The following is a 14572-nucleotide window of genomic DNA, read 5'->3' as shown; positions in this document are numbered from 1 at the left end:
GCTACGGGCGGCGCGCAAGCCTTTAGATGGCTTCCAGCAAAAGGTTGCGCGTAAAGGCCTCCGCAATATCGCTTACCCGGGTGCTGCATTTTTTTGTCAGCGCGGTATTTCCCGAGGCGATCGCGCGCGATAGATCGGCATGCGCGCTGCCTACTTCATCCAGGTTGTTGAAACGCCGGTGATGGATGAAGTAAAAGCGCTGCGAGAATGTATGCAAGGGCCTTAGCGCGCGCGCCGCATAGGGATTACGGGCAAACTGGGCCACCACCCGCTTGATTTCGAAGTGAAATTGCAGGTAGCCGAATACGTCTCCCTGATGCCCCGCCGTCTCGATGGCTTCCGCCATATCCCGCAAATACTGCCTCTCGCCTTCAAGCGCGCCCTTGGCCGCCCGTATCGACACGATTTCCTCGAGCGCGCGGCGGGTTTCCACCACGCACAGTTGATCCTGTATGGATGTGGTTGAAATCATGACGCCCGCCCGCTTGAGCACCGTCACCAGTTGATCCGAAGCCATGCGCTGCAAAGCCTCGCGCACCGGCGTACGCCCTATGCCCACAAGCTCGGCCAGTTCGCTTTCCTTCCAGATGGATCCCGGGGCCAGTTCAAGCGTGACAAACCGCCTCTCGAGCTCTCGATGCGCGATATCTACCAAAGATTCTTTTTTTGCTTCTTTATCTTTAGCCATTTGATAAAAATCGCGACTGTCGGCGCTGGACATGGTCATAAAGGGGGACATAAGGAATCTTAACATTTTACCGGCTGGCACAGATTGAACCACGCATAAGATATCTCTTGGTCGCGCCCATCCTTTTATCGGCGTCGGACACAAGCGGGCACCCATATTGCACACGTGTACATTTCATGCTGTAATCGGATGAGCATTATCTCGTTCAGCCACCGCGGCAACACATGAAGGATAGACGCACGATGCGCACAGCCATTAAAACGATAGAAGCCCGTCAGATACTGGACTCACGGGGCCGCCCCACCATCGAAGTGGATGTGATGCTGAGCGACGGCTCCCATGGCCGGGCGGCCGTCCCATCGGGCGCATCGACGGGCTCGCATGAAGCCCACGAACTCAGGGATGGCGACCCCCTGCGTTATTGGGGGCTGGGTGTGCTGAAGGCGGCGACTCATGTCAATACCGAGATTGCCAAGGGCGTTGCCGGCTTCGATGCGCTGGATCAACGCGGGCTGGACGATCGCTTACGCGAGCTCGATGGGACGGAGCAACTGAAGCGGCTGGGCGCCAACGGCATACTCGGCGTGTCGATTGCGGCCTGCCGCGCCGCAGCCTCGGCCCGCACGCTTTCATTGGCCGCGTATATCGCCGAACTGGCCGGAAATCCGCAACTGCAAATGCCCTTGCCCATGGTCAACATTCTAAGCGGGGGGCTTCACGCCGGCAGGGGCATGGATGTGCAGGACTTCCTGGCGATTCCCGCGCGCGCGAGTTCCATCGAAGAAGCCATCCACACCATCTCCCTGGTCCGCAGCGCCGCCGCTCAGGTATGCCAGGCGCGCGGCTTGCCCACTTTGCTGGCGGACGAAGGCGGCCTGAGCCCCGGGTGCCGCAGCGGCATCGACGCATTGCAGCTCATGTGCCAGTCCATCGAAGCGGCCGGACTCAAGCCGGGGGAAGACGTGCTGATAGCCATCGATGTCGCAGCCACGTCCCTGAAGGACGCGGACGGCAATTACCGTTTGGCGCGCGAAGGCAAGACTCTTTCATCCAGTGAAATGATTGCGATGATGCGCACATGGGTGGACGGCTATCCCGTCGTTTCGATCGAAGACGGCCTGGATGAGGAAGACTGGAAGGGATGGGCCGAGCTAACCGAACAGCTGGGTGCGCGCATCCAGCTCGTGGGAGACGACCTGTTCACGACCAACCAAACGAGGCTTCATAAAGGCATAGGCGACAAGGCCGCCAACGGTGTGCTGGTCAAAGTTAACCAGAACGGCACCCTGTCCGGCACGCTGGATGTCATCGCTCTTGCCAAGGCCAGCAGCTACTCGACCGTCATCTCGGCACGGTCAGGAGAAACCGAAGATGCTTTTATCGCGGACTTGGCCGTGGGCACGGCAGCCGGCCAGATCAAGATAGGCTCGCTGCGGACGTCCAGCACGGTGTGCAAGTACAACCAATTGCTGCGCATCGAGGCGGCCAGCGGCGCACCCTATGCCGGGGCGCGGGCTCTTCGGATTTCAAAATGACGCCATCGATGCAGCCGCAGCCCGACCCTCGCCTTCCAGAGTTCCTGCATGCGCACGGCCTGGCCTCACATAACGCCGAAATGCAATGGACGCCGTTGACCGGAGGCGTTTCATCCGATATCTGGCGCGTCGACATCGACGACAGGTCGCTGTGCGTTAAATGCGCTTTGCCAAAGCTGAAGGTTGCCCGCGACTGGCGCGCGCCGACGTCCCGGAACGCCTATGAATGGGCCTGGATCAATTTTGCCTTCGAGCACGCGCCCAAGGCCGTGCCCCAGCCGCTGGCGCATGACGCAAAGCTTGGGGCCTTCGCCATGGAGTTCCTGGACGACGCAAGCCATCCGGTATGGAAGGCCCGGCTTCTGGCCGGAATGGCGGATGCCGGAGTAGCGCGGCAGGTGGCCGGTCTTCTGGGCCTGCTGCACGCGGCGTCGGCCCGCAACGCGTCCCTTCCCGAAAAATTCAAGACCGATGACATTTTCTATTCGATACGCCTTGAGCCCTACCTGATCGCCACCGCGGATGCACACCCCGACCTGGCTTGCGAACTGCAACGCATCGCTGAAAGGACCTTGCACACGCACAAGGCGCTGGTGCACGGAGACGTCAGCCCAAAGAACATTCTTATTGGGCCTGCCTCACCCGTATTCCTTGATGCGGAATGCGCCTGGTTCGGCGATCCGGCATTCGATATCGCCTTCTGCCTGAATCATTTCCTGCTGAAGTGCCTGCCTCAACGCTCCCACGCCTCTGACTTCCTCCAGTGCTTCGACGCATTTACCCAGGCCTACTTCGCCCATGTAGACTGGGAAGATTCAGGCCAATTGGAGCAAAGGGCGGCACAACTGCTGCCCGCCCTGTTCCTGGCACGCATCGACGGAAAGTCGCCAGTGGAATACCTTACCCGGGAAGAAGACAAGGAACTGGTCCGCAAAACAGCGCGTCCGCTGATCATCAAGCCCGCAAGCCGGTTAAGCGAAGTCGCCGCGGCATGGGCCGGGACCCTGGCGCGCGCCGCCGGGCCCCACCTGTGAAATCACACCCAAGGCTTCATGCCGATACATGAAAAACATCACGATCAAGGATATTGCCGTCCATCTGGGCATTTCCCACCCTACCGTATCGCGGGCATTGCGCGACCATCCCGCCATTCGAAAGGAAACGCGGGAGCTGGTGAAGGAAACGGCACGCAAGCTGGGCTATATTCCGCATTCCGGCGCACGCATGCTGCGCCGGACGCACAGCGAGCTGATCGGCGTGATATTCCCGGATGTGCAAAATGACTTCTACAGCAAAACCATGGCAACGCTCGCACCGGCGTTCCTGCATCACGGATTCAAACTGGTCCTTGCAAGCTCCGAAGACCGGCCTTCGGTAGAGCTTGAGCACATAAGAAGCCTGCGCGAAGCCCGGGTGGCGGGCGTCATCATCGCTCCGACCGCCGGTCTGCGGAAAGAAGCCGTTGCGCTTCTAAGCGCGATTCCCGCCGTGCAACTGCTGCGCCGGCATCCCGCCCTGCCGGCGCCCGTCGTCTCGCTGGACGAACGCGCCGGCATCGCGGCGGCTGTGCATCATCTTGCCGGGAAATCGCATACGCGCATCGGCTTCATAGGAAGCTCCAACAGCCTGAGCACAGGCCGGGATCGCGCCCTTGGCTATAGGCAGGCGATCCGCGACGCCTCGCTGACAGCCGATCCGTCGCTGCTGTTTCAAGGCCCGCCCAAGTCCGATTTCGGGCGCGAGTCGATGCTGTCCCTGATGTCGCGCGACGCCCCCCCGACAGCGGTAATCCTGGCCAGCCCGGAACTGACACTGGGCGGGCTGCTGGCAATCCGGGAATGCGGAATAGGCGTGCCCGGGCAATTGGCATTGATCGCCTACCACGATCCCGATTGGTTCCAGCTGTGGGGGCCTGGGATCAGTTGCATAAGCCTGCCGGTTCACGATATGGCGTCGGCCGCCGTATCTTTGCTGCTAACGCAGATCCGGCAGGAAAGGGAGGCTGACGCGGCTACCCATGAATCCGCCTCCGATGCCTGCTTCATGCCGACCCTGATCGCGCGCGGCACCGCCTAGTCCATCGCTACAAAGCCGGCACCGGACACTCATCCCGGAATATCCAGGCATCCATCGTCTTGAGCGCGGGGCTGATTTTCGGAACGAAGCCCATCTGGTCCAGAATGTCGCTCTGAAGATCGACCCCGGGAGCGATTTCAATCAGCTCAAGGCCGTCTTTCCCGACCGCGAAAACCGCCCGCTCCGTAATGACCAAGGCTTCCTGGTTTCGCTTCGCCACACCGGTGCACACGGGATATGTAATGTGGCCGACCTGCGCGACGAACTTCTTGCTCTTGCCTTCCTTGTCAATGCGCAAGACGCCATCGTTTGATGAAACGCTTAGGCCGCCGGCCGTAAACGTGCCGGTAAAGATGAGCTTGGACGCGTTATGCGCGATATCGATGAACCCGCCGGCTCCGGGATTGGCAGCGCCGAACTTGCTTACGTTCACATGGCCGCCCGCATCGAATTCGGCAAACGCAAGCGCCGTGCATTCGCACAAGCCGCCGTCGATCGCATCGAATTGCGTTACACCGTCGACCAGCGCCTCGGGCCACATATTGGTCGAGAACTGCCAGCCCGTCATGACCACGCCCCCGTACGATCCATGCTCGGTCGTGAAACGGTATTCGTGCATATTGCCTTCATTCAGCGCACCGTCTTCAACCATGACCAGCGGCATGTCGGATGACGCCCCGAACCCCAGGATGGTCAATGTATGCTTGGGCACTTCCATATAGGCGCGCCGGCCAATGATCTTGTCGGCGCCAAATGGGATTTTCGGCAGCGAATCCAGCTGCAGATTGGCTGGCGAAAGATAACGCGCATCATGCGGCGTATCCGTCACCATGACCTGATCCGGCACGATAACGACCTTATCGACGAAATCGCCCGGTATGCGGACCATGCCGGCCGGGCGCGAATACCTGTCCACCTGCCGGGTGACCTGTGCCACAACCGTGCCGCCGCAAGCCTTGGTGGCCAGCGCAAGCGCCAGCGCGGACGACATCAACCCCTCATCCTCGAAAGACAGGTTGCCGAACTCGTCCGCCGAGCTGGCCCGGATGAAGCAATGATGTATCGGCCAGCTGCGATAGAACAAATACTCTTCGCCCTTGAACGAGAGCTTTTCAACCAGATCTTCCGTAGCCAGCGTGGTCAGCTTGCCGCCGTCCTGCTCGGGATCGATATAGCTGCCTATCCCTATCTTGGTCAGATAGCCCGGGCTTTTCCGTGCGACCTCGCGCAGCCACTGCATCGATGCGCCTATCGGCCAGCTATAAGCCTCGATGGCATCCTGCTTGATCAATTGCATCAGTTTGGGGCGCTCACCGGTGCGCGGATGCACGGGATTGATATAAGAACCAGAGACGATTCTTTTCATGAGGCCTTTCTTTGCCACATGGTCCATGCCGCCGATATCCATGGCATCGCCCGTGCCGCAAGGGAAATAAAAGGTCAAGTCCCTGGGCCCATCTCCTTGCTCGAACCGATCCCCCAAGCCCTTCAGCAACTCATCGGGCGTGATCCAGCCTATCACTCCCACGCTGGCGACGGTCTGGCCGTCCTGAATATCAGACACCGCTTCCTTCAAAGAGCATATCTTGCTCATGCCCGGACTCCAAATTTCTTTAATGTTGCAATAGCCGCGGGGTGCTTGCAGTTCTCTTCAAACATGCGATTGGCGATCACATCGCCGGTTTCACCGTCCTTGCCCGCGTGAGGCGCAAAATACGCCTTGACCGCCGCTACCGCCACATCCGGCAGGCCGGCCAGCCTTTGGGCCACTTCCAGCGCCGTTTTCAATGCCTGGCCGTCTTTCGCCAGATAATCCGCCAGCCCGATGCGATAGGCTTCGGCGCCGTCACAGACCTCGCCGCCCCAGGCAAGGCGGCGGGCGGCCACCGGTCCCAGCCTGGCCACCAGGGTTTCCAATCCCCACGGAGGAATCCACCCTATCTGGACTTCCGGCAAATGCCAGCGGCACGACGAGCCGCTGACAATGATGTCGCAAGACGCGGCGAAGACGAATCCACCGCCCAGGGCAAAACCTTCCACGGCCGCGATGACCGGTTTTCGCAATTGGCTGATGGAACGGCAGAACAGGCCCGTGTCGGCTTCGTGCACGCACATGCCGTCAAGATCCATGTTGGCCAACTCTTTCAGGTCGCTGCCCGCGCAGAAGCCCGGCGCGCTTCCGGTGATGATGGTGACGCGGATAGCCGGGTCGGATTCGATGTCCCTAAGGTGCCGCTTCAGCGATAGAACGGTTTCCTCGCTTAGCGCATTGCGCCGGTTGGGGCGGTCTATGGTCAGTATGGCGACCGCTCCCTCTGAACTGCGTTGTATCATGGTGTCAAGCTCCCAATTCGGCGCCGTCGCGATTCAGGACAAAGCGAATGTCTTCGCCCTTGATATCTCTGACGGCAAGGTTTTCATTAATCGCCAACGCGGCCGCATGCCCTATCGCATGCCCATAGCTGAAACACTGGGCCGTTACCCGCGCCGAGGCCATTGCCTCGTGCTCCGCCGAAAGACAGCGTCCGGCAAACAGCAATGATTCGCCCCTGGACGGGACAAAACATTCATATGGAATTTCGTAGTAATCCTCGAACAGCCAGGACAGGCGGGGCTTTTCTCCGCTGTGCAGTTCGATGGGCCAGGCTGAACGGGCTATCCCGTCGCGGCGTTTCGTGCCCGCCACCACATCGTTGTTGGTCAGCGTCTGAAGACCCACCGCCTGCCGGGTCTGGCGCGTGCCCACCTGTACTCCCGTATCGTTCAGATAAGCCCCCTCGCATCCCGTCAGATGATCGCGGAAGAAGCGCTCGTATTCGCGCACCTGCTTGCGGCCCTCGATCTCGGCTTCGCTGAAGTCCCTGGCGATCAGGGGGTTCAACTCACGGCCATCGCCGCCTATGACGCGGGTGCAATTGCATATCAGCTCGTTGGGCCGGGGCGTGGGAAACAGAAATACCTTGGCGCGCGGCAGCTTGTAATCGCCGTTGGCATTGAACGCCAGGATCTGCTGCGTGATCCGATCCGGCATGATGGAATCTTCCCCGTACTCCCGCAGGAAGCGTTCGACATCCACGCCGGAGAGACGGAAGATCATGGTTGGATTCTGCACATGTCCGTCAAGGCCGACCCGGGTCGCCAGGCCGGCCATCGCAACAAGATCGGCATCGCCGCTCGCGTCGATCGTGACTTTTGCCCGCACCTCTAGCTTGCCCTGCTTGGTATAGGCGATAACGCCCGCGATGTGCTCGCCGCCGCCCAGAAGGACGTCGGTCACCATGCTGTGGTACAGCACTTGAACCCCCTGGCTGGCCAGCAGGCCTTCGGCGCTCTCACGCCAGGCATGCGGTTCATGCACGCGGGTGAAGGTCTGGCCGTAGCGGACGGGACCCGTCAGGCCGTTGCGTTCGTCCATAGCGGCGATGAAACGGTCGACAAAGCCATGCACCAAACGCTCCGGCGCCTTGTCCCGCCCCTCATGCGCCAAGTAAAGTCCGCAAATGGTTCCGGACATGCCCGCCACGGCTCCGCCGCCGCAGAAACCGTAGCGTTCGAGAACAAGCACTTTCAGGCCCTGGCGGGCTGCCGTATGCGCGGCGGCCACGCCCGCCGCACCGCCACCCACCACCAGGACATCGGTGTCAAGACGCCACGCCGGGCGCTCGTCATGGGTGGAGACGTGCGTGGATATTCGATTCTGTTGCATTGTGGTGTTACCTCGCAATCATGGTTTGCGGAAGCCATAGCGCAATGGCGGGAAATGCCATCACCAGTCCGAGCGCTACAAACTGCAAACCCAGGAACGGCCATACCGACCGGAAGATATCGCCGATGGAAATGTTGTCCGGGGCGGCGCCCTTCAGATAGAAGGCGGCGGGACCGAAAGGCGGCGATATATAGCTGATCTGCATATTCATGCAAAACAGCACGCCCAGCCAGATCGGATCGAAGCCCAGCGCGACAGCCACAGGCACGAACACCGGAGCCGTCAGAAGCAAAATGCCTATCCAGTCCACGACGCAGCCCAACACGATCCAGATCAGGTTCATGGTGATCAGGACGCCCCATCTTCCGCCCGGCAGGCCCAGCAGCATTTCCTTCAGGTACTGAGTGCCGCCCGCCATGGTGTACATGCCCACCAGCACCGAGGCCCCGAAGAACAGCCAGTACAGCATGCATGTGACCTTGGTGGTGTCGACCACCGCCGCATACAGGCCCTGCCAGGTGAAGCGCCTGTTGACCAGGGCCGCTATCAGGGCACCCACCACGCCCACGCCGGCGGCCTCCGTCGGCGTCGCCCAGCCCAGGTACAACGAGCCCAGCACCGAGAAAGCCACCATGCCGGGAAGAATCAGATTCTTGGCATAGGCGAGCTTTTCAAGGAATGGAATGTCCAGGTCCTCGGGCGGCGCGCTGGGAGCGATTTCCGGTTTCAGGTAGCTGATGGTGACGATGTAGATGATGTACAGGCCGCCCAGCAGCAGGCCTGGAAAGACGCCGGCCATGTACAACTGGCCTATCGACGTGCCCGACGTCAGGGCATACATGATGAACACGACGCTGGGCGGGATCAGTGTCGAAAGTCCGCCGCCCGCGCATATGGATCCCAGCGCCAGCGATTTGCCGTAGCCCCGCTTCAACATCGCGGGCAGGGCCACCACGCCCATGGTCACGATCTCCGCGCCGATCACCCCGACCATGGCGGCCATTAGCGCGCAGGAAATGACCACCGCGACGGCCAGTCCGCCGCGAAGCTTGCCCGACCATATGTATGCCGCCTTGAAAATATCTTCCGCGATGCCGGCCTTCTCCAGGATGTTGGCCATCAGGATGAACAGCGGCACGGACAGCAGAATGTTGTTCCCCATCAGGGTGAACACACGGCTTACGACGATATTGAGCGTATTCAGGTCGAACAGCCAGACGGCCATTACCACCGCTACTGCGCCTGTTGCGAACGCAATGGGCAGCCCGACAATCAAGGCGCTGATGAGCGCTCCGAAAACGAGGAGCGTTAAGTATCCTAAGGACATGGTCTGCCTTATCTAAATTAGTGTGTGGATGCGCTTACGCTTTTGAGGATCTGAAGTTCTCGGCCAGGTTCGCCACGCCTTGCAGGAACAGCAGCAGGCCGGCGATGGGAATGGCGAACTTGACGGGCCAGATCGGCGGATTCCAGAGCGTTCCCGAAGTCTCGTTTTGCAGGAACGAGCTGACCGCCATGTTCCATCCATACCAGATCAGCGTGAAGCAGTAGGCGGTAAACAGAGCGAAGGCCAGCAAGTCGCACAGGCGGCGGCCGCGCCGGCCGAAGCGCTCATAGACCATGTCCACCGCCACGTGCCGGCGGTGCAGCATGGCGTAGCCGCCGCCCAGCACGTACACAAAACCCGCGATGTAGGTCATGGATTCATCCGCCCACAAGGCTGGCGAGTGAAACACGCTGCGCGCTATCACTTCACGCACTATGATGGCTACCACCAGCAGAATAAGCAGGCCGGCCACGCGGCCAACCCACTCGTTCACACGTCCAATGAAGTGTATGAATAAGTTCATCGTTATCAGGCCAGGAGTTTGATTTCACGCAGATAGGCTTGCTGGGATTCCACCGCCTGTTTGGCCAGCGGGCTTTTCTTCGCCCATTCGCTCCAGACTTCATGCGCCAGCTCACGGCCGCGCAAGCGATCCGCATCGCTCCAGGCGATCAGCTCCACGCCTTTCTTCTTTACCTCTTCAGCCACCACAAGATCGTTCTCGGCGATCTTCTTGACCTGATAGGCCGAGAACTCTTTCCAAGTCTGTTCAACGATGGCCTTGACGTCGTCCGGCAATGCTTTCCAGGCCGCTTTGTTGACGGTGAAATCCTGGATGGGCATGGAATGAAAGCCCGGATAGGTCGCGAATTTGGCGATCTCGAAGAAGCCGATCTTGTTGTTGACCGACAAGGTGGACCAGTCGACCGTATCCACGACGCCTTTTTCCAGCGCCGAATAGGCTTCCCCGCCTGGGATGACAACGATGGAAGCGCCCATCTTCGCAATGGTTTCCGCCGCCAGGCCTTGGGCGCCGCGATGCTTCAGTCCCTTGAAGTCGTCGGGACCGCGGACCGGCACCTTGCAGGTCAACGACTCCACGCCCCACCACGTGCATCCCACGGTGTAGGCATTGAACTTGTCGTAGGCGGCGCGGATCATGTCCATGCCGCCCTTTTCATTCAGCCAGGCATTCTGCTGCATGGGCTCGGTATAGCCGAACGCAAAATCGCCTATCACGGCAAGCGCCGGCTCTTTGCCGGCGAAATAGCCCGGATAGGTCGAATGCCCCTGAATTACGTTTTGGCCCACCGCATCCAGGGTTTCGAACGTGCCGACGATGGCGCCCGCCGAGAAAGGTGTGATTTCCAGGCGGCCGCCGGTGTTCTTCTTTACGTTGTCGCAGAAGGCCTGAAACATTCCATAGGTGTCCTCCCCGGCGCCCCACAGCGTTTGCACCTTCCACTTGGTGGTCTTCTGAGCCAGCGCCAAAGATGGCGCCCCAAAGACCGACGTGGCCGCGACGGCGGATGCTGCCTTCAGTACTGAGCGACGATTTATGTTCATGGTGTGTCTCCAATTCTTGGTTATGGTTTGCGTTCTGGCTTGATTATATCTGTGATATATTTAAGATATGCACTAGGGTTTACCCCAGAAAGACGGCAAACGCCCCGCTTCAGGCCGGAAGGCCAGAAACAGACGTAAGCGTGGTGAGGAAAAGGCCGGCAGACCCGAAGCGGGAACGGCAAGCAGGACCGCGGTAGAAAACGCTAGGCTTTGCGCCAGACGCTGGCCAGCCAGGGCTGCTGCTCGCGCGGCAGGCCCTGGGGCCGATAGTAATGCTCGATCTCGGTGAAGCCGGCTTCGGTCATCACCCGGCTCCATGAGGCCAGATCGTGGTAGACGCCATAACGGCCGCCGCTCCAGCCCTCCTGGTTTCCGCCACGCGGGTTGGAGCTGAACAAAACGCCCGATGGCTTCAGTGCGGCATGCAGTTGCCTGAGCACCCTGGGCAGTGCCGCGCCCGGCACATGGAACAGCGACGCATTGGCAAATACGCCATCGAAATGGCCGTCCGGCAAATCCAGGTCAAGGAAATCCTGCAGCCATACTTCGCAACCGGATTCGGCTTGGGCCATGGATACGAATGCCTCGGTACCATCAAGCCCTATCGGCTTGTGCCCCAGGTCCGCAAAGGTCCTGAGGTCGCGGCCCGGCCCGCAACCGAAATCCAGAATCCGATAGGGCGGCGCCCCCTGTATATGGCGCAACAGTGCCGCTATGTTCTGGCTGACATCATGATCCCGCGTCCCCGCCCGAAAGCCTTGCGCATTTTGCCGGTAATAATCCAAGGTCGCGGCGGATATACCCTTGAGATCGTCGGGCGGGTGATTCATAGTCGTATCCTTGATGTCCGCTGACACTAATGAGGATGCCAGCCCAGCAGGAAAGAGGCCGCCGACTGTCGCTTGCCGCCGGCTTTCTGCAGCTCCAGCAAGCGCAGGATCCCATCGGCGGCAAGGATGTCGATACCTTCGGGGCCGGTCCGCAGCACATCTCCGGGCTGGCGGCCCTCACTCACGGAAGCATCGCCGGGCAAACTCGCCGCATCCCACACCTTGACCGGCTCAGCTAAACCGGGCAAATGCAGCGTTGAGCCCGGAACCGGGTTGAAGGCGCGGACACGGCGGGCCAGCACATCGGCCGGCAGCGTAAAGTCCAGCGGCGCTTCGGACTTTTCCAGCTTGGCCGCATACGTCACCCCCTGGTCGGGCTGCGGGCGGGCCACCAGCGTTCCCTGCCGCAGTTCGTCGATTGCCTGGACGATCGCTTGCGCACCGACTTGAGCCAGCTCATCGTGCAGGCTGGCGGCGGTATGCCCGGATGTTATGGGTATGGCGCGCGTCAGCAGCATGGCGCCGGTGTCCAGTCCCTGATCCATCATCATGATGGTGACGCCGGTTTGCTCATCGCCCGCCTGGAGGGCGCGCTGGATGGGCGCCGCGCCGCGCCAGCGGGGCAGCAGGCTGGCGTGTATGTTGAAGCAGCCGTATGCGGGCAGGGACAAGACCCATTCAGGCAGTATCAGGCCATAGGCGGCCACCACCATCAGGTCGGGAGCGGCGTCCAGCAAAGCCTGCCGGGCGGCCGAAGCATCTTCGGGATACTTGCCTTCAAGGCGCAGGCTGCGCGGCTGGCAAACAGGAATTCCTGCCTCCTGCGCGGCCTGCTTCACGGGGCTGGGCGTAAGTTTCAGCCCCCTGCCCGCAGGACGGTCGGGCTGAGTCAGCACCAAAGGCACCTGATGGCCGGCGGCGATAAGGGCGTCGATAGCCAAACGGGCGAATTCGGGTGTGCCTGCAAAAACTATACGCATAAATAAAAAGCCGATTCAAGAAAGTGAATCGGCCATGATACCAAGTGGCGAAAAGCCAAGGCCCGTTGGCTACAAGACCTATGCCCGAAGCGCCTCGCGCTCTTGCTTGCGCAGGCGCGTCTTGATGCGGTTTTGCTTCAGGACGGATAGGTATTCGACAAAAACCTTGCCCAGCAAATGGTCCAGCTCATGCTGAACGCAGACCGCCAGCAGGCCATCGGCGTCGAATTCGTAGCTTTTTCCTTGCAGGTCCAGGGCGCGCACACGTATGCGCGCCGAACGCTGGACCTCGTCGTATACGCCGGGCACCGACAGGCAGCCCTCTTCGTAGACCTGGGTTTCTTCGCTTTTCCAGATGATCTCGGGATTGATCAGCACGTGCAGATCGTCGCCGTCTTCGGACACATCGATAACGACCACCCGTTCATGGACGTCGACCTGGGTCGCCGCCAGCCCGACACCCGGAGCGGCGTACATGGTTTCGGCCATGTCGCGCACCAACTGGCGAATGCGGTCGTCGACCGCCTGAACCGGCTGGGCAACCTTGTGCAAGCGCGGGTCGGGATATCGAAGAATAGGAAGTAAAGCCATAAAACGGGTCCGGGAATGCGTGTAAGCTTCTATGATAAATCAAACTACTATTTTTGACCCTTTTCAGCGCGCAAAGTTCGTCCTGCCAGGGCCGCAGCGCCCCTGTCCTGTGCCACACTAGCCCTATGCCCGTCATTTTGCCTTCTGAAGAACTCCGCGCCTGGCTGCGCCTGTCGCTCGAACCGGGCCTGGGTCCCGCCCAGGCCCGCAATCTGTTGGCCGCCATCGGGCTGCCTCAACAAATCTATGGCCTGTCCGCCGGCAGCCTGGGCAAGCTTCTGCCCATGGAACTGGCGCAACAGCTGGGGCGCCAGCCCGATGAAGAAGTGCAAGCGGTCATCGACCGGACGGTGGCCTGGCTGGAGCAGCCCCGCCACCATTTGCTGACGCTGGCCGATCCCGCCTACCCGCAAGCGCTGCTGGACATTCACGATCCCCCGCTGCTGCTGTATGTCAACGGCAATCCCGACTTCCTGGCCCGCCCGGCCATCTCCATCGTCGGCGCACGCAGCGCCAGCGCCGGCGGCATGGACAACGCCCGGGCGTTTGCCCGCCACCTCGCCCGGCAAGGCTGGTGCATAGCCAGCGGCCTTGCTCAAGGCATAGACACCGCCGCCCATGAAGGCGCCCTGTTGGCCGGCTCCGCCGCCGGCGGCACGGTGGCCGTGCTGGGCACCGGCATCGATATCGTGTATCCGGCCGCCAACCGCGATCTGGCGCACCGGATCGCAGCCGCCGGCGCGCTGGTATCCGAGTTCCCTCTGGGCACGCGCGCGCTGCCCTATCAATTCCCAAAGCGGAACCGGCTGGTGGCCGGCATGTCGCGCGGCGTGCTGGTGGTCGAGGCGGCAAAGCAAAGCGGTTCGCTGATTACCGCCCGGCTGGCGTCCGAAATGGGACGCGAAGTCTTCGCCATTCCGGGATCCATACATTCGCCCCTGTCGCGGGGCTGCCATGCCCTGATACGCCAGGGCGCGAAGCTGGTGGAATCGGCGGAAGACATCCACGATGAACTGGGGCGGCCCGCAGTCCCGCAAGAGGCCAATCCCGACAGCGGTGCCGCGGAACAAGCCACCCGCGCCGCAATGCCGGCGACCGACGCCGATGACCAACGTGTCCTGGACGCACTGGGCCATGATCCCGTCCACCTGGATACCCTGCAGCAACGCACCGGCCTGGACCTGCCTTCGCTGAACGGCCGCCTCCTGCAACTGGAGCTGTCGGATACCGTCGTTCGCCAGAGCGACGGACGCTACCAACGCCGTTAACGGTA

Annotated in this window: 14 protein-coding genes; 4 read left to right on the top strand and 10 right to left on the bottom strand. The window is 61.0% G+C overall.

All coding sequences use genetic code 11. From position 1 onward, the window contains the following. Window positions 1-22: 22 nt before the first annotated feature. Window positions 23-739, bottom strand: coding sequence for a GntR family transcriptional regulator (locus tag V0R37_RS05780; protein WP_420373589.1), 717 nt, complete (start codon window positions 737-739; stop codon window positions 23-25). Between the two features lie 191 nt (window positions 740-930). On the opposite strand from V0R37_RS05780, the gene eno reads away from it, so the two are divergent. The 3 genes from eno to V0R37_RS05765 are packed head-to-tail and all read left to right on the top strand — an operon-like array spanning window position 931 to window position 4299. Continuing rightward, window positions 931-2223: a phosphopyruvate hydratase gene (gene eno, locus V0R37_RS05775; RefSeq protein WP_420373588.1), complete on the top strand. Its 1293-nt coding sequence runs from the start codon at window positions 931-933 to the stop codon at window positions 2221-2223. Further along, the gene (locus V0R37_RS05770) at window positions 2220-3257 is read left to right on the top strand and encodes a phosphotransferase family protein (protein ID WP_420373587.1); all 1038 of its coding nucleotides are present in this window, start codon (window positions 2220-2222) and stop codon (window positions 3255-3257) included. Before eno ends, V0R37_RS05770 begins: the two co-directional genes overlap by 4 nt. A gap of 28 nt (window positions 3258-3285) precedes the next feature. Continuing rightward, the gene (locus V0R37_RS05765; RefSeq protein WP_420373586.1) at window positions 3286-4299 is read left to right on the top strand and encodes a LacI family DNA-binding transcriptional regulator; all 1014 of its coding nucleotides are present in this window, start codon (window positions 3286-3288) and stop codon (window positions 4297-4299) included. Between the two features lie 7 nt (window positions 4300-4306). Here V0R37_RS05765 and V0R37_RS05760 read toward each other — a convergent pair whose 3' ends face one another. The 9 genes from V0R37_RS05760 to def all read right to left on the bottom strand — a co-directional run bounded on the left by V0R37_RS05760 (window position 4307) and on the right by def (window position 13299). Beyond that, window positions 4307-5893, bottom strand: coding sequence for a CoA-transferase (locus V0R37_RS05760; protein ID WP_420373585.1), 1587 nt, complete (start codon window positions 5891-5893; stop codon window positions 4307-4309). Beyond that, window positions 5890-6633: an enoyl-CoA hydratase/isomerase family protein gene (locus tag V0R37_RS05755; protein WP_420373584.1), complete on the bottom strand. Its 744-nt coding sequence runs from the start codon at window positions 6631-6633 to the stop codon at window positions 5890-5892. The genes V0R37_RS05760 and V0R37_RS05755 overlap by 4 nt, the downstream gene beginning before the upstream one ends. A gap of 4 nt (window positions 6634-6637) precedes the next feature. Further along, a complete protein-coding gene (locus tag V0R37_RS05750) occupies window positions 6638-8005 on the bottom strand; it encodes an FAD-dependent oxidoreductase (RefSeq protein ID WP_420373583.1) in 1368 nt (455 codons plus the stop codon). 7 nt (window positions 8006-8012) lie between these two features. Continuing rightward, complete coding sequence (locus V0R37_RS05745; RefSeq protein WP_420373582.1) at window positions 8013-9332, bottom strand: TRAP transporter large permease; 1320 nt, start codon at window positions 9330-9332, stop codon at window positions 8013-8015. 34 nt (window positions 9333-9366) lie between these two features. Continuing rightward, window positions 9367-9855 (bottom strand): TRAP transporter small permease subunit, encoded by a 489-nt coding sequence (locus V0R37_RS05740; RefSeq protein WP_420373581.1) that lies wholly within the window; start codon window positions 9853-9855, stop codon window positions 9367-9369. A gap of 5 nt (window positions 9856-9860) precedes the next feature. Then, window positions 9861-10898, bottom strand: coding sequence for a TRAP transporter substrate-binding protein (locus V0R37_RS05735; RefSeq protein ID WP_420373580.1), 1038 nt, complete (start codon window positions 10896-10898; stop codon window positions 9861-9863). Window positions 10899-11101: 203 nt separating this feature from the next. Then, entirely contained in the window at window positions 11102-11728 is a 627-nt protein-coding gene (locus tag V0R37_RS05730; RefSeq protein WP_420373579.1) for a class I SAM-dependent methyltransferase, read from the bottom strand. Window positions 11729-11754: 26 nt separating this feature from the next. Next, window positions 11755-12708, bottom strand: a complete 954-nt coding sequence (gene fmt / locus V0R37_RS05725) for a methionyl-tRNA formyltransferase (protein ID WP_420373578.1) — start codon at window positions 12706-12708, stop codon at window positions 11755-11757. A 78-nt stretch (window positions 12709-12786) separates the two neighbouring features. Beyond that, a complete protein-coding gene (gene def / locus V0R37_RS05720; RefSeq protein WP_420373577.1) occupies window positions 12787-13299 on the bottom strand; it encodes a peptide deformylase in 513 nt (170 codons plus the stop codon). A gap of 125 nt (window positions 13300-13424) precedes the next feature. Here def and dprA point away from each other — a divergent pair, with 125 nt between their 5' ends. Beyond that, entirely contained in the window at window positions 13425-14567 is a 1143-nt protein-coding gene (gene dprA / locus V0R37_RS05715; protein ID WP_420373576.1) for a DNA-processing protein DprA, read from the top strand. Window positions 14568-14572 lie beyond the last annotated feature (5 nt).

This window comes from Pollutimonas rozaliensis (assembly GCF_048751585.1).
Classification (GTDB): Bacteria; Pseudomonadota; Gammaproteobacteria; order Burkholderiales; family Burkholderiaceae_B.
Note: the sequence above shows the minus strand (reverse complement) of the source record. Positions and strands in the feature narration are given on the sequence as shown.